Source organism: Nostoc sp. (genome assembly GCF_036919615.1).
GTDB lineage: Bacteria > Cyanobacteriota > Cyanobacteriia > Cyanobacteriales > Nostocaceae > Nostoc.
Genome location: NZ_JBALCN010000052.1, coordinates 35,194 through 50,108, shown reverse-complemented (window position 1 = coordinate 50,108; position 14,915 = coordinate 35,194). Strand labels below are relative to the sequence as shown.

General features: G+C 39.8%; 11 protein-coding genes and 1 pseudogene. 7 read left to right on the top strand and 5 right to left on the bottom strand.

What is annotated here, in order from left to right; genetic code table 11:
* Positions 1 to 2: 2 nt before the first annotated feature.
* The 3 genes from V7K48_RS16550 to V7K48_RS16540 form a co-directional block, all read right to left on the bottom strand.
* Positions 3 to 2,252: an ATP-binding cassette domain-containing protein gene (locus V7K48_RS16550; protein ID WP_335074244.1), complete on the bottom strand. Its 2,250-nt coding sequence runs from the start codon at positions 2,250 to 2,252 to the stop codon at positions 3 to 5.
* A 233-nt stretch (positions 2,253 to 2,485) separates the two neighbouring features.
* Complete coding sequence (locus tag V7K48_RS16545) at positions 2,486 to 3,649, bottom strand: glycosyltransferase family 4 protein (RefSeq protein ID WP_335074242.1); 1,164 nt, start codon at positions 3,647 to 3,649, stop codon at positions 2,486 to 2,488.
* A 17-nt stretch (positions 3,650 to 3,666) separates the two neighbouring features.
* Complete coding sequence (locus V7K48_RS16540) at positions 3,667 to 4,506, bottom strand: putative nucleotide-diphospho-sugar transferase (RefSeq protein WP_335074240.1); 840 nt, start codon at positions 4,504 to 4,506, stop codon at positions 3,667 to 3,669.
* A gap of 483 nt (positions 4,507 to 4,989) precedes the next feature.
* Between V7K48_RS16540 and gloB the strand changes: the two genes are divergently transcribed.
* The 4 genes from gloB to V7K48_RS16520 all read left to right on the top strand — a co-directional run bounded on the left by gloB (position 4,990) and on the right by V7K48_RS16520 (position 9,923).
* Positions 4,990 to 5,763: a hydroxyacylglutathione hydrolase gene (gene gloB / locus V7K48_RS16535; RefSeq protein WP_335074238.1), complete on the top strand. Its 774-nt coding sequence runs from the start codon at positions 4,990 to 4,992 to the stop codon at positions 5,761 to 5,763.
* A 169-nt stretch (positions 5,764 to 5,932) separates the two neighbouring features.
* A complete protein-coding gene (rplI, locus tag V7K48_RS16530) occupies positions 5,933 to 6,391 on the top strand; it encodes a 50S ribosomal protein L9 (RefSeq protein ID WP_335074236.1) in 459 nt (152 codons plus the stop codon).
* A gap of 133 nt (positions 6,392 to 6,524) precedes the next feature.
* The gene (gene dnaB, locus V7K48_RS16525) at positions 6,525 to 9,380 is read left to right on the top strand and encodes a replicative DNA helicase (RefSeq protein WP_335074234.1); all 2,856 of its coding nucleotides are present in this window, start codon (positions 6,525 to 6,527) and stop codon (positions 9,378 to 9,380) included.
* A gap of 24 nt (positions 9,381 to 9,404) precedes the next feature.
* Entirely contained in the window at positions 9,405 to 9,923 is a 519-nt protein-coding gene (locus V7K48_RS16520) for an alpha-ketoglutarate-dependent dioxygenase AlkB (protein ID WP_335074232.1), read from the top strand.
* Between the two features lie 178 nt (positions 9,924 to 10,101).
* Here the strand turns inward: V7K48_RS16520 and V7K48_RS16515 are convergent, their stop codons facing one another.
* Both V7K48_RS16515 and V7K48_RS16510 read right to left on the bottom strand, forming a co-directional pair.
* Positions 10,102 to 10,623 (bottom strand): FKBP-type peptidyl-prolyl cis-trans isomerase, encoded by a 522-nt coding sequence (locus tag V7K48_RS16515; protein ID WP_335074230.1) that lies wholly within the window; start codon positions 10,621 to 10,623, stop codon positions 10,102 to 10,104.
* Between the two features lie 78 nt (positions 10,624 to 10,701).
* Positions 10,702 to 11,025, bottom strand: a complete 324-nt coding sequence (locus V7K48_RS16510) for a phasin family protein (RefSeq protein ID WP_273769398.1) — start codon at positions 11,023 to 11,025, stop codon at positions 10,702 to 10,704.
* A 136-nt stretch (positions 11,026 to 11,161) separates the two neighbouring features.
* Between V7K48_RS16510 and V7K48_RS16505 the strand changes: the two are divergent.
* The 3 genes and pseudogenes from V7K48_RS16505 to ftsH4 form a co-directional block, all read left to right on the top strand.
* Positions 11,162 to 11,278, top strand: a pseudogene (locus V7K48_RS16505) (TIGR03792 family protein); the annotation flags it as partial.
* Positions 11,279 to 12,105: 827 nt separating this feature from the next.
* Positions 12,106 to 12,291, top strand: coding sequence for a DUF2949 domain-containing protein (locus V7K48_RS16500; protein ID WP_229548018.1), 186 nt, complete (start codon positions 12,106 to 12,108; stop codon positions 12,289 to 12,291).
* Positions 12,292 to 12,386: 95 nt separating this feature from the next.
* On the top strand, positions 12,387 to 14,282 hold the full coding sequence (gene ftsH4, locus V7K48_RS16495) for an ATP-dependent zinc metalloprotease FtsH4 (RefSeq protein WP_335074226.1): 1,896 nt from the start codon (positions 12,387 to 12,389) through the stop codon (positions 14,280 to 14,282).
* The last annotated feature ends 633 nt before the right edge of the window (positions 14,283 to 14,915 follow it).

Sequence of the window (14,915 nt, the reverse complement as noted above, 5' to 3'; positions counted from 1 at the left end):
CTTTAGACATCAAGACTATTCTCAAACTTTTCTAAATTATCAAGTAGATATATAGCAGATTCATAACTTTCAGTAATTAATCCATTTTGTTCTTCTGTGGTGTATATCAAATTATCAGTTAAAGAGCGCAGAGAGCTAAGTATGAGGTTAAGAGAAGTCCGAAATTCAACGGCGATATGATTGAAGGTTTGATAATGGTTACTGATAACATTCTGATTTTGGTTAGAAATTGAGAGAATCTGCCCCTTGATTTGTAAGTTAATAACATCTTCAAAAACATCAATGGTGTTGAGAATTCTCCAGGCTGATTTGTAAGAGTCTTCAATTAATTCGTGCTGTTCTTGGGAATCATCTACCAAATCATTAAGTAATAAATGTAGGAACCCAATCATCGAGTTCAACTGCGTCCGAATTTCATGAGAGATGCGGAGCAAGCTTTGATTGTGTTTGGTAGCAGTTTCAGGATGTTCTGCAAATTGCATTGAGTATAAACGTGAGTAGTAACCACCCTTTTGTAAAAGTTCTTGATGGGTTCCTACTTCTACTACTTGTCCTTGATCTAATACGGCTATTTGATCGGCTTTTTGGACTGTGGAAAGGCGGTGAGCAATTACTAGGGTGGTGCGATCGCGACTCAAATCATCAAGTGCAGCTTGTACTAAGCGTTCAGAAACGGTATCTAAAGCGCTAGTAGCTTCATCTAGAATCAGAATCTCTGGATTTTGGAGTAGGGCGCGGGCGATCGCTAATCTTTGTTTTTGTCCACCAGATAACATGACGCCGCGATCGCCAATCAAGCTGTCAAATTCCCGAGGCAATTTGCTAATAAACTCATAGGCATTTGCCCGCTTGGCTGCTGTAATAATTTCATCCTCAGTAGCTTCTTGTCGCCCATAGGCGATGTTATTTCGCACTGAGTCATTAAAAAGAAAGGTGTCTTGACTGACAATTCCCATTCGCTTTCGCAGGGATATCACATCGAACTCCCGCAAATCGGTGTCATCAATGGTAATACTGCCAGCAATCGGGTCATAAAATCTGGGCAAAAGGTCTGCCAAAGTGGATTTACCAGCACCAGAACTGCCTACTAATGCTAAGGTCGTGCCACGCGGTAAATATAAATTCACATCTTTGAGTACCAACTTCTGATGACCAGGGTAGGCAAAGCAAAGAGAATTAAAAGACACTCCCTTTTCTAATTTTGTGTAGGGAAGCTTACCTTTGCTCATGAACGGCTTATCGTCTAGGCTTAAAAACTCATTGGTTACATCTACACTGGCGGCGGTACTGGCAAAGTTGCTGCGAATAGTATTTAGCTGAGAAATCAATGGTAGCACTCGCAGCAACACTAATAAATATGTCAGGAGTACAGTAGAAAGAGAAGAAACCTGGTTAGCAAAGAAGGTTTTGCTCAAAAGTACAATTAGCAGTAAAGCTGTAATACCCATCACCTCACTCAGAGGTGTAATCACTTCTGAATTAACCTGAGATTCAAAATCTGCTAACTCGCGATCGCGAATTAATTTTTTAATCCGTTCATATTCTTTTTCTTCATTTCCCGTTGCCTTTACCAGTCGAATTCCGTTCAGGGTTTCCAGTACAGAGATTGAGTATGCTCTAGACATCTCACTAAGCTGCTTCCCAAAAATTTTAGACCGGGAAATGGCATACTGATTTATTAACGTCACCAACAACAGCAAAAGCGTAGCAGCAATTGTTAACTGCCAAGAAATTGACAGCAATAAACTGACAAAAACTAAAATTGTGATTCCCAGGATAACTATCTTGACTGTACTACCTATAGCACTTGCAGCCCGACCAATTTCTCCACCAAGACGGTTGATTAAATCACCAACCTTCGTCTTCGCGTAATAATCTATATCAATTTCTAGTAATAGCTTTAAGCCAGTTTCGCGCATATCTGATGTCAGCTTTCTGGTTAAAGAACTCGATGCTAAGGAGCTAGCATAAGTAGCTAAGTTTTTTAAAAGAATTGTAAAGATAATTGCCCCAGCCATTACTACTATCCGGTAATTTTCTGGAGTATTATCAAAGGGAGATATTAACCTTTTGAGGATGGGAGGGGCTGTACTTAAATCTACTTCTTGCCCGACAATCTTTAAAACCACGGGCACAATTAAAGCTGTGCTTATCCCATTAAATAAAGCTCCAGAAAATCCTAACAATATTGTCAGTATAATTAAACCTGGATAGGGTTTGGCAAATCTTAGTAGTAGTTTTCTGGTAGACATTGGATATTTTTATGCAACTTTCACTTATTAATATTCTTTACAAATTATTTGCCAGTTTTGCTAATTATCAAAAAAATCAAACTAAATAATCTTCATGTCTCAACTCCGTTAAAATATAGTTATACTGTTACAACATCAGTTTCTAAATATTTCTCCAGATAGAATACCAGAAACGGTTTGGCATAATGAGGGAATGAAAATCTCTTTTTCAATGCCCCATGCATAATCAAAATTCACAACCGAGCAATTACCGACTTGAGCACAGAAGCCATAGCCTCTATGCTATAGTGTTCTACACATCTTTTTCTTGCCTTGATACCTTGCTGGTTTGCTAACTCTAAATTTTGAAAAATCAATTGAATTTGTTCAGCAATCTGTTCAGGACAAGCAGGCTCGACTAAATAACCAGTATCACCTAAAATTTTGGGAATATCTCCAACGCGTGTTGATAATACAGGTTTAGCCATTGCCATCCCATCTGTCAACTTCAGGGGAAATTGAGCACGAGTTTCTGGGGTATCTCGCTGGGGAACGACTACAATGTGAGCCGCTGCTACCAAATCAGGCATAACATCAGCGGGATACTTTGGTAACTTGATAATCCAGCGTCCCCACTTTTGTTGAAGTTGCTGATCATAATCATCATAAGGACTGCCACCTACAATCACTAGTCTTAAGTCTGGCTGATTAATTTTATCTAACGCTATGAGAACATCTTCTAAGCCTTTATAGGGTCTTGGTGCACCAGGAAACATTAAAATACGATATTCAGATAAGCCATAACGATTTCTGCTGGACTCAGCATCATGTCGAGCTGGATCAAATAAAGAAGTATCCTTACCATTAGGAACAAATGTACCGCCAAAACGCTGCTGCAAAAATTTAGTATGCACCGTCACAGCATCAGCGCTACTAACCAAACCTTCCATCCATTTCACGTATAAAGGATGATAAGGATTCCTGAGTGCACCGTCTGGTTTCAATAATTCTCTAGCTAATTGTTTAGGTGTAGGATGATAATGCCAGTCATCGCCACCGTACCAACTCAGTTCCCAATCATCTATGTCTAAAATTAATGGTTTTCGGCTAAATATTTTATTTAGTAGGGCAACTCCGAAACTCGCTATTTGTGGTTTTATAGGATAAATTATATCTCCATTAATTTTTGGTAAAAGTTTGCTGATTTCTCCAAAAAAATCAGGAAAATTTTTACCTGGTAAATTATAAACGTTTAATTTTGATGGTAAATTTTGATATAAATTATTTCCAAATAAAAACCCGATAATTTCAACTTCATATTCTAAATTTCTTAGGGCTGTTGCTATCAAGTATGCACGCAAAATAGCTGCACTTGATAAATCTGAAACCAACAGCGATATTTTGGAAAATTTTTTCACTATTTTTATACTTATTTTTATTTAGTGCGCCAAGGATTTGTAACTTGATTTGGTAAAAATATTTTAGCAAATCTGTCAAAAACCCTTGTATATAAGGAACGACTAATATTTTTAGCATATTGAGGTCGATAAGGATAGGTACAGTGAAGAACTTTAATTTTATCCTGAATATTATAAGCATCCTGCCACTTACTGAGATAATTATAGGTAGGTGGTAGAATTTTCATGTGAGGGCGTACAGATGCGATCGCAGATGCAAAAGCCCCTTGGTCTTTTAAAAGTAATTTATCTTGGTTATTTTTGACAATCTCAAAATAACGTTGAAATTCTTCAAAGAATATCTTGGTTACTTCTGTTTTCCTAAAAGCCATAAAACCCCCATTATACTGCACACTATCTGCTTCTAATGGTAAACCTACAGATTGCAGAATTGGCAAAACATTTGGCAAAAGGTCTTCTTGTTTTCCACGCAGTAAATTTGTAGCTTTCAGAATAGAAGGTTGTACATCTTCAGTTACCAAAAAATCATATTCATCCAAATACTCAAATACGTCATTGATATCGGAAAGTAAACAAATATCTGAATCCAGGTAAATCGTTTTATCAAATTCAGAGGCTGCATATAGAGCCAGTTTTGCTTGCCTTGATGCTAAAACAGTATTTTCATTCGCAGGGGCTGGCTTTAAAATTACATTTTTGAAAGCCTTTAATAACGGATGGAGAACTACCGGAACTTGGTCAATTAAAATAATTATCGGCTCTTGATGAAACTTCCTAATTGCTGCTAAAAAATGAATACAATCTTGAAAAGAGTAAAGTCCGGTTAAAATGGTAATAAATCCTCTTTTGGAATTCATAAAATAGCTCACATAGAGAGTTAATCTAAAAGTTTTTGTACTTGGAAAAAAAGTTTTTCCAGCTTAAATTTTTAACACTTTAATATACGGATATTTATAGCTTTATATTCGACTTATACTTAAGATTTTAAAAAATATCTTTTTGATTAATATATAATCTAAAAAATACATTTTTGATAATCAGTTTTATTTCGAGGATAAATCTCAATTGATTTTTATCTTTAAATCAAAAAAGAATAAAATAAATGTAACTTTTAATTTGCGGTTATTACCAGAGAAATTTTACTGATAAATTTAGATTGATTTGGTTTTTTTTAAGTGTATTTACTGAATAATTATCGGATTATATTGAATGGGAGATTACAATTATACTGAATAAAGTATAAATACTTGATGTAGCTTGTGCAAGTAGCCTTATTACTCGATGAGTCTTAAAATTGTTACTGAATACCAAACATATATGTTGTAAGGTAGGCAGAGGTAATGCAGGTAATCCGTCTGGAAGCACTCTCAGACAACTACATATTCTTATTACACGACCATAAACAAAATATCGCCGCTGTTGTTGATCCAGCGGAGTCTCAACCAGTATTAAAGAAACTGGCAGAATTAAAAGCTGAGTTGGTAGCAATTTTCAACACGCACCACCATAACGATCATGTAGGTGGTAATAAGCAATTAATCGAACAATTCCCCCAACTGAAAGTTTATGGAGGAGCTGAGGATCGTGGTAGAATTCCCGGACAGCAGATGTTTTTGCAACAAGGCGATCGCGTCCAGTTTGCAAACCGCATAGCTGAAGTTGTCTTCGTTCCCGGACATACCCGCGCTCACATCGTTTACTACTTTCCCCCTGAAAAAACTGGTGAGACAGGTGATTTATTTTGCGGCGATACCTTATTCTCTGGCGGTTGCGGTCGCTTATTTGAAGGAACACCGACCCAAATGGTGGACTCTTTAAGCAAACTACGCTCTCTACCCGATGATACACGCATCTGGTGTGCCCACGAATACACCTTAAAAAATCTGCAATTTGCTTTAACTGTGGATAGCGACAACGCCGACTTACAAAGGCGCTTCAATGAAGTCAAGGCTTACCGTAGTCGAGGAGAAGCTACCATCCCCTCGCTGCTGGGAGTGGAGAAGCGAACCAATCCCTTTTTACGTTGGGATCAGCCATCTTTACAATTAACTGTTAAGAGTAATGATGCAGTGCAAACCTTTGCGCGGATACGGGAAATGAGAAATAATTTTTAGGCATTGGGCATCAATTTTCTAGCGCTAATAGTTGCGATCGCACCCTTCCTTTCGCTAGGATCTGTAAGCTTTAGGGTATAAGCAAAGAAACTTGGAATACAGCACTGATATTGTGAGCTATGCTGCCTAAACCCAAATTAATCAGATTTTACAGGAAAAACGAAAAACGATGGCGAAACGCGTACAGTTAGTTTTAAATCAGGATATCAGCAAGCTGGGAAAATCTGGCGACTTAGTGGAAGTAGCTCCTGGCTACGCTCGTAATTATCTGATTCCCCAGAAATTGGCAACCAATGCCACTCCTGGTATTCTCAAGCAAGTAGAACGCCGTCGCGAGCAAGAGCGTCAACGGCAATTAGAACTCAGACAACAAGCTCTTGAGCAAAAAGAATCTCTAGAAAAAGTTGGCAGTTTGACAATTGCCAAGCAAGTTGGTGAAAACGAAGCAATTTTTGGTACTATCACCAGCCAAGATGTTGCAGACGCAATTAAGGCAGCCACTGGTCAAGAAGTCGATCGGCGTGGCATTACCATCCCTGATATTAACCACCTTGGTACTTATCAAGCCGAAATCAAGCTCCATTCTGAAGTAGCGGCACAACTCGATATTCAAGTCGTCGCTAGCTAAAAGACAGCAAAAGGAGCAGAGGGAGCAGAGCAAGCAGGAGTAGCAGGGGTAAATAACAACTCCTAACTCTTATACAGACGCGATTAATCGCGTCTACTCCCGACTAGCTTTCATCTCAAAACTAAAATCGTTTATGGCTGAAGAACTGAGTTTTCAAGGCGATGGTAGCGATCGCCTCCCACCCCAAAATATTGAGGCGGAAGAAGCCATCTTGGGGGGTATTTTACTAGATCCAGAAGCGATTAGTCGAGTTAGCGATCGCCTGCTTCCAGAAGCTTTTTACATTAGCGCTCACAAAGATATTTATCAAGCATCTGTGAGGCTCCACGCCCAAGGTAAACCTACAGACTTACTCTCTGTTACCAGTTGGCTAACTGACCATGAAATTCTTGCCCGCATTGGTGGCAGAAATAAGTTAGCAACTCTGGTAGACCGCACAGTGTCAGCTGTGAACATCGACGCCTTAGCAGGGTTAGTGATGGAAAAATACCTGCGGCGACAGTTAATTAAAGCTGGCAATGAAATTGTACATCTTGGTTACGAGCTTCAAACCGAGTTACCAACTGTTTTAGATCAGGCAGAACAGAAGGTCTTCAGTGTTACTCAAGAACGTCCCCAATCGGGTTTAGTTCATATTTCTGATACTCTAATTAATAATTTCCAGGATATAGAGGATCGAAATCAAGGCATCGCCTTACCTGGAATTCCCTGCGGGTTTTATGATTTGGATGCCATGACCAGCGGCTTTCAACGTTCTGATTTGATTATTGTCGCGGGCCGCCCATCAATGGGAAAATGCCTCAGCTTTGATTCAGAAATTGTCCTTGGAGATGGACAGATTGCCACAATTGAAGAATTGTATAACCAACGTCATGTTTCGACTCCGCTCAACACAAGTGGCTCATTATTGACGTTAAACAATGACTGGAAATTTATCCTCACCCAACCATCTGCATTTGTAGATGACGGAATCAAACCAGTTTTTCGTGTCACTACTCGCTTGGGTCGGTATATTGAAACTACAATCACTCATCCCTATTTAACTATTAGCGGCTGGCAAAGGCTAGAAAATCTGAAAGTTGGTGATAAAATTGCTGTCCCGCGAAAAATAGATGTATTTGGCACAAAAACCATCCGGGAGTGCGAAGTCAAGTTATTAGCTTATTTAATTGGCGATGGCGGATTAACTAACTCCAATCCTCGATTTACAAATGGTAATCCATTACTGCAAGCCGAGTTTTCGCAAGCAGTTGCTGATTTTGTTGGTTTAAAAATACGGTGGCAAAATTCTCAAGGTACACGCACTCCATCACTTTGTGTTCGAGGAGATTTAGAATTTATTGCTATTCAAAGACAGGTTTTTGCTGAAAGTTTTAAACTAGCAATTCAATCGCAGTCATTGACAGTAAAAGAAATAAGTCAATTAGTTGGAGTTAGCCCGACTTTACTTTGCGCTTGGAAGCAAGGAGTGTGTGTACCAAATTTAGAGAATTTTGAACTATTAGGCGAAATTTTACAATTAGAGTCAGAAGAGTTTGTCTCTCATGGATTTGCTTGCATGAGCAAAACTCGGAAGAATTCGCTGACACTTTGGTTAGAAGAATTAGGTTTGTGGGGCAAAGACGCTCATTCTAAAACTATCCCAAACATCATTTTTAAATTAGAGCGATCGCAAATCTCTTTATTCCTTAATCGTCTCTTTGCTACAGATGGATGGGCTACGCTCCTTACTAGTGGTCAATCACAGTTAGGCTATGCAACAGTCAGCGAGAAACTAGCAAGACAAATTCAACATCTTTTATTAAGATTTGGCATTATTGCATCACTCAAAAAACGGTCTATTAAATATCAAAATACCCGCAGACCAGCGTGGCAATTAGATATTACTGATGCCTTATCTATCAAAACTTTTATCGCAGAAATAGGTATCTTTAGTAAAAAAGAAGCATTAGCAAAAGTTGCAGATGCAATATCTCAAAAGAGATATCAAACGAATTGTGACTTGATACCTGTAGAGATTTGGGAACAAATAGCAGCAGCAAAAGGTAATGAAACTTGGAGTAGTTTAGCTAGACGTGCTCTTATTCAAGGCTATACAAACATGCATGTTGGTAAACGTGCCTTAAAGCGGGAAAGACTTTGGATATTAGCCACAGCTTTAGATAATTTACCACTTCAACAGTTAGCAACCAGTGATGTTTATTGGGATGAAATAGTTGCGGTTGATCTGGTGGGCAACAAGCAAGTTTATGACTTAACAATTCCAGAAACACACAATTTTGTTGCCAATGATATTTGTGTTCACAATACAGCCTTCTGCTTGAACCTAGCTCATAACATCGCCGCTTCTTATAAATTACCAGTTGCTTTTTTTAGCTTGGAAATGTCAAAAGAGCAACTGACACAACGCCTATTAGCTAGCGAAGCGCAAATTGAAAGTACTTATCTGCGGACTGGCCGCCTCAGTCAAACACAGTGGGAACCTTTAAGTCGTGCTATTGGTATCCTTTCCGAGATGCCAATTTATATTGACGACACGCCGAATATTACAGTTACACAAATGCGTAGTCAGTCAAGAAGACTGCAAGCAGAACTTGGTACCGAACTGGGTTTGATTGTAATAGATTACTTACAATTGATGGAAGGAGCAGGCGATAATCGAGTTCAAGAATTATCAAAAATTACGCGTCAACTCAAAGGTTTAGCGCGGGAATTATCTGTACCAGTTATTGCTTTATCTCAATTGAGTCGAGGGGTGGAAGCACGCACCAATAAGCGTCCAATGTTATCAGATTTGAGAGAATCGGGTTCAATCGAACAGGACGCGGATTTAGTAATAATGTTGTACCGCGATGAATATTACTCTCCAGATACTCCCGATCGCGGCATTGCAGAAGTAATTATAGCTAAACACCGCAATGGGCCTACAGGTACTGCAAAACTTTTATTCAATCCCCAGTTTACAAAGTTTCAAAATTTAAAAATTTAGCCAGACCAAATAATTATTTAAGCAATGAACGAGCCTGATTTACTCATTAATGATGTATTTTTGCCGAATAGTCATTCTTTATTTGATAGTCTTATATCCATAATTAACTGGGATGAGCGTATACAGGCACGAAAAACAGCTAGCTTTGGTTCACCATATAACTACTCAAACATTTCTTACAACTCATGCCCGATGCTGAATGAGTTACTTCCTATTATTGATAGGCTTGAAAAACACTTTGGGTTTCGACCGAACAACTGTTTAGTCAATTATTACATAAATGGTAACTCAACAATGGGATTTCACTCCGACTCAATTGATGAACTCATAGACGATACTGGTATCTCTATTATTTCATTAGGGGCTGAAAGAATAATTACATTTCAGAAGAAACAAGACAAAAGCATTAAATATAGTTACCTACTCAAAAGTGGTTCTCTACTTTTTATGCCTCAGAAGATTCAGCAACACTGGAAGCATGGAATTCTCAAGCAACCAGAAATATTCGGGCGTATCAGTCTGACGTTTAGGTTGTTGGTATAGTCGCGGCAGTCTGATCAAAGTTACAGATACTTTATCTCATGTTTTCTAGCTGTACTTCTGCCCCATCTCTACTCTGAAATACCTAATTTATTTGATCGGGCATTGAGAACAGAGAGAATAGAAACTTCTTTTAATAATTCCCCCTTGTCCCCAGTACCCAATCCCCAGTCCCTAATCCCTATTTAACTCCCAGCAATTCCACATCAAAATGTAGGGTGGCGTTAGGCGGAATCACACCACCAGCGCCACGAGAGCCATAACCTAACTCTGGAGGAATGATTAACTGACGACGACCGCCTACTTTCATAGTGCTAAGTCCTTCGTCCCAACCTTTAATTACCTGTCCAACGCCAATTTTAAAGCTGAAGGGTTGGCCGCGATCGCGTGAACTATCAAACTTAGTACCATCTTCTAGAGTGCCGACATAGTGAACTTCAACTGTTTGTCCAGGTTGAGGAGTCGCCCCAGTCCCCTCTTTTAACTCGACATACTTTAATCCAGAGGGGGTAGTTACGGCATTAGCATCAGACATAGTATTACTCGCAATTAAGATATTGTTTTCAGTTACAGTTGTGGGCGCTGACGGCGTTTGGGTTAACTGGGCAGCAATGGCAGTATTCTGTTTACTGCCTACTTGCCCCACAATCAACAGCACAACACAGACCAGCATAAACGCCACGCTGAGGAAAATTGGTTTCAAAATCAGTTCTCCTTACTTAGGTATCCTGGCAAAAACATTACCAACAGGACACAATTAGTTTAAATCAGAAAGGACATCCTAACGCCAAAGCTTATTTTCCAAATCGCGCAATTGACGCTCTAAACGGTCAATTCTACCCCGCAGTTCATCCACTTCCGACTGGCGAGCCACCCCCAAATCCTGCATCATATTTCGCATTTGCCGTTGCATTTGGACGTCGAAGTTTCCCTGTTCCGACTTTAACTGCTGGGCAATATCATCTATTACCGCCTTGGCTTGCTCAGGATTGAGCTTACCGTCTTTAACTAAATCATCGCTGACTTGGCGCAGTTTTTCTGCTACTAAAGACGTTGTGCCAAGGCCCACCATCATTAGCTGTTGCAACCAGTTGTTGTTGTCCATACTCCCCTTCCTTTTACTTATTTCAAACCAGCCGACCCTTGCTCCTGAGTGTAGGCAATCAAGCTATGCTAAAAGCGTAGTTATTCTAGCCTACAGCTCTATTTTGGCAAATTAGTAAACACAGGGTTGAAAGGGCGTGGTTATAAAACTCTTCAAGTTTAAGGTTGTCCCAGATTTACGGGAAGATTTTATCCAGAAGGATGCACAAATTTGGACAACAGCGCTGGCTGAGTATCCTGGTTTACCTGCAAAACCCCTTGCACGCCAAAATCTGATCTGGTGAGACTGGGCGCACTACTAAGAACTGCCAATTAACCGCTACTTCCGCAACCAGGTAGCCTTTGGGCTTGTAGAATAACCCCTCATTCACAGTGTCCTAGACAATGCGATCGCTATTGCTATCCTCCAAAATTGGACTGCACATCATAATTTGTAATTCGTAATTAGGAAATTCAATTACGAATTATGTTGACATCAGTTTTTGGATGTCATCTAGTCAAACAATTTGACTTTGAAATTTTTAAATTGTTTTGATATCTTTTAAAAGACTTATATGAATATCTAAGCAGTGTCAATAGGCTCAGTGTAATTCTCGAAAAATTAGAGTTAACTTTTTGACGTGCCAAGTAAAGTTTTTGCGTAGGCGTCAACCGTAGCAGATATTGTCCCTTAAGATCGTGTATGTATCTATCTAAAGATATAAATCATTAGGGAAAAATGAACATAACACTGAGATATGGAAGGGAACACGGTGATTTCTCTTTGCCTCTCACAATCTCTGCATCTTTTTTGACAGCGTTCTGTTCACTAAAGTTTTCTCCTGATCCAGTGGTTTTAACTCTTTGAGTACGGTAAACCGTATTTGCTCGTTAGTTCCCAAAGATTAATTTAATTGTTAAGTTTAGTTACATAAATAAGAAAAATGCTGCAAACATTGCTACACAGGAGAATTTATGAAAAGCGATAGTATCCTTGACGATCAAGATAAACTGAACAACTTTGTGATCCAGCCTGGACATTACATCACACAAGTCAAGCTCTCTCAGAAATAAGACTTATTTAACATTGTTTAACATTACTATGAAAGCGACAGATAAATTAGTGCATTTTTTAGAAGAGGAGTTGGGTATTTCTGGTGGAGCAATTTCTCTTGCTTTGCGACATTGTGAGCAGACCCCCAACTTTTTAGCCATGACCCTCTGGCAGTATGGGCTGGTAACACTGGATCAGTTAGCCCAAATTTTTGATTGGTTGGAAACAGTATAAGCTGCTGCTTCAACTATTCGGATGGTAAATATGCCAACTTTCCCAGAAAGTCACATTCTCAACAGTTTTCATTCTAAGGATTGGTAACAACATCTATGGCAATTAAAGAACAGCCTAAGTCACCTCGGTTTCGGATCATTGCTAATATATTGCTGGCAATATCAGGGCTATTCCTGCTCTTAAATTTGTTTTTGCCTGGTTTATTTGCTTCTGGCCCAGCTGGTGTTCCTTATAGCCTATTTATTCATCAAGTACAGGAAGGGGAAGTCAGCCGCGTTTCTGTTGGTCAAAACCAGATCCTTTACCAACTAAAAACAGAAAATGCCGAGCCGGGCCAGGTATTTGCAACTACACCAATCTTTGATTTAGAGTTACCCAAACTGCTAGAACAAAAAGGAATTGAGTTCGCTGCTACACCTCCACCTAAGAATACTTGGATTACAACCCTCTTGAGTTGGGTAATTCCACCACTGATTTTTATTGGCATTTGGCAGTTCTTTCTCGCCCGTGGTGCTGGTGGCGGTGGTCCCCAAGGTGTTCTCTCTATTGGTAAAAGCAAAGCTAAGGTTTATGTTGAAGGTGAATCAGCTAAAATCACCTTTGCAGATGTGGCTGGGGTAGAAGAAGCGAAAACTGAGTTAGTGGAAATTGTGGATTTCCTCAAGACTCCAGGACGCTTTACCCAAATTGGCGCTAGGATTCCCAAAGGTGTGCTGTTAGTTGGCCCTCCAGGTACAGGTAAGACGCTTTTAGCAAAAGCCGTAGCAGGGGAAGCAGGAGTTCCATTCTTCAGCATCTCTGGTTCGGAGTTTGTAGAATTGTTTGTCGGTGTGGGTTCTTCCAGAGTCCGGGATTTGTTTGAACAGGCCAAAAAACAAGCTCCCTGTATTATATTCATTGATGAATTGGATGCGATCGGTAAGTCTCGTAGCAGTAACGGCTTTTACGGTGGTAACGATGAACGAGAACAGACCCTCAACCAATTATTAACAGAGATGGACGGGTTTGCAGTTGGGGATGCAACAGTAATTGTACTAGCAGCTACCAACCGCCCAGAAATACTAGACCCAGCATTGCTGCGTCCAGGTCGCTTTGACCGCCAAGTATTGGTAGACCGTCCCGATTTATCTGATCGTGAAGCAATTCTCAAGATTCACTCTCAAAAGGTGAAACTAGGAGATGATGTGAATCTAAAAGCGATCGCTACTCGTACCCCTGGTTTTGCTGGCGCAGATTTGGCAAACTTGGTAAATGAAGCGGCATTATTGGCAGCTCGTAATCTCCGTCAAAGTGTTGCTCAAGAAGACTTTGCTGAAGCAATTGAGCGGGTAGTCGCCGGTTTAGAGAAGAAGAGTCGGGTGATGAACGAGACTGAGAAAAAGATTGTTGCATACCATGAAGTTGGTCACGCAATGGTAGGAGCGCTAACAACAGGAAACGGTCGTGTAGAAAAGATTTCGATTATTCCCCGTGGGATGGCAGCTTTGGGCTACACTCTGCAATTACCTACTGAAGACCGCTTTTTGATGAATGAAGAAGAATTACGCGGTCAGATTGCTACTTTGTTAGGTGGACGTTCCGCTGAAGAGATTGTGTTTAATAGCATTACAACAGGTGCTTCCAACGATTTGCAACGAGCAACTGACTTGGCAGAACGGATGGTAACAGCTTATGGTATGAGCAAAGTCTTAGGGCCACTAGCTTACCAACAAGGACAACAAGCAATGTTCCTGGGTAATGGTGCGGCTAATCCCCGGCGGGCGGTGAGTGAAGACACATCCAAAGCTATTGATAGTGAAGTCAAGGAAATCGTGGAAACAGCCCACGAACAAGCCCTAAATATTCTCAGAGAGAATCGAGACTTGCTAGAAGCGATCGCTACTCAACTCTTAGAAACAGAAGTCATTGAAGGGGAGAAATTGCACAGTCTGTTGAGTCAAGTTAAACCTGTAGCTAAAACAACCACTGATTCTTTTGTATCTTCTGTGTGACAGATGCACCAAAATAAAATAGGTGTGCGCTGAACGTGAGCATTATGACCTGTCCATTGAAAGTTGAAATTTCTGAAAGTCAACAAGATTTGGAGAAAGCCCTCAAACATGCTATGACAAAGCAGCAGGCGATCGCGCCTCTGAACTCATAGCATGAGATCAAAGACAATCCCAGGACGTTTAATTACAGTTCCTGGGGTTAAACCTGTAGGTTTAGAGTAATTGCATTGCAGACTTAGAAATTGTCAATTCCAACTGCTTGAAAAGCTTGTTTAATGCCTTAGTAACATCAATATTCTCTGTGTAAATTGAGAGCGATCGCTATCTTTTAAAGCTTTTTGTAAATTGTCTTTTTGAGATTGAGCTAGAAAACCTTTGGCAAGTATAATAATCCTAGATGTACGTATATATCTATTTTACAATTTATGCAATTTAAATGTGGAACAGCTTATTAAAGAAGTAAGATTCCCACTCAAGACTCAGCACTCAGCACTCAAAACTCCCTCATCCTCCTTGTCTTTCTCATTTTATCTTTAGCAAAGTGGGCTGTGCGTTTTTAACCTGAGTTAAATCAACCTCTCCCTGACTTGAACTAAAGGATTTCCAAGAATAAATTATCCAAATAAACGTAGA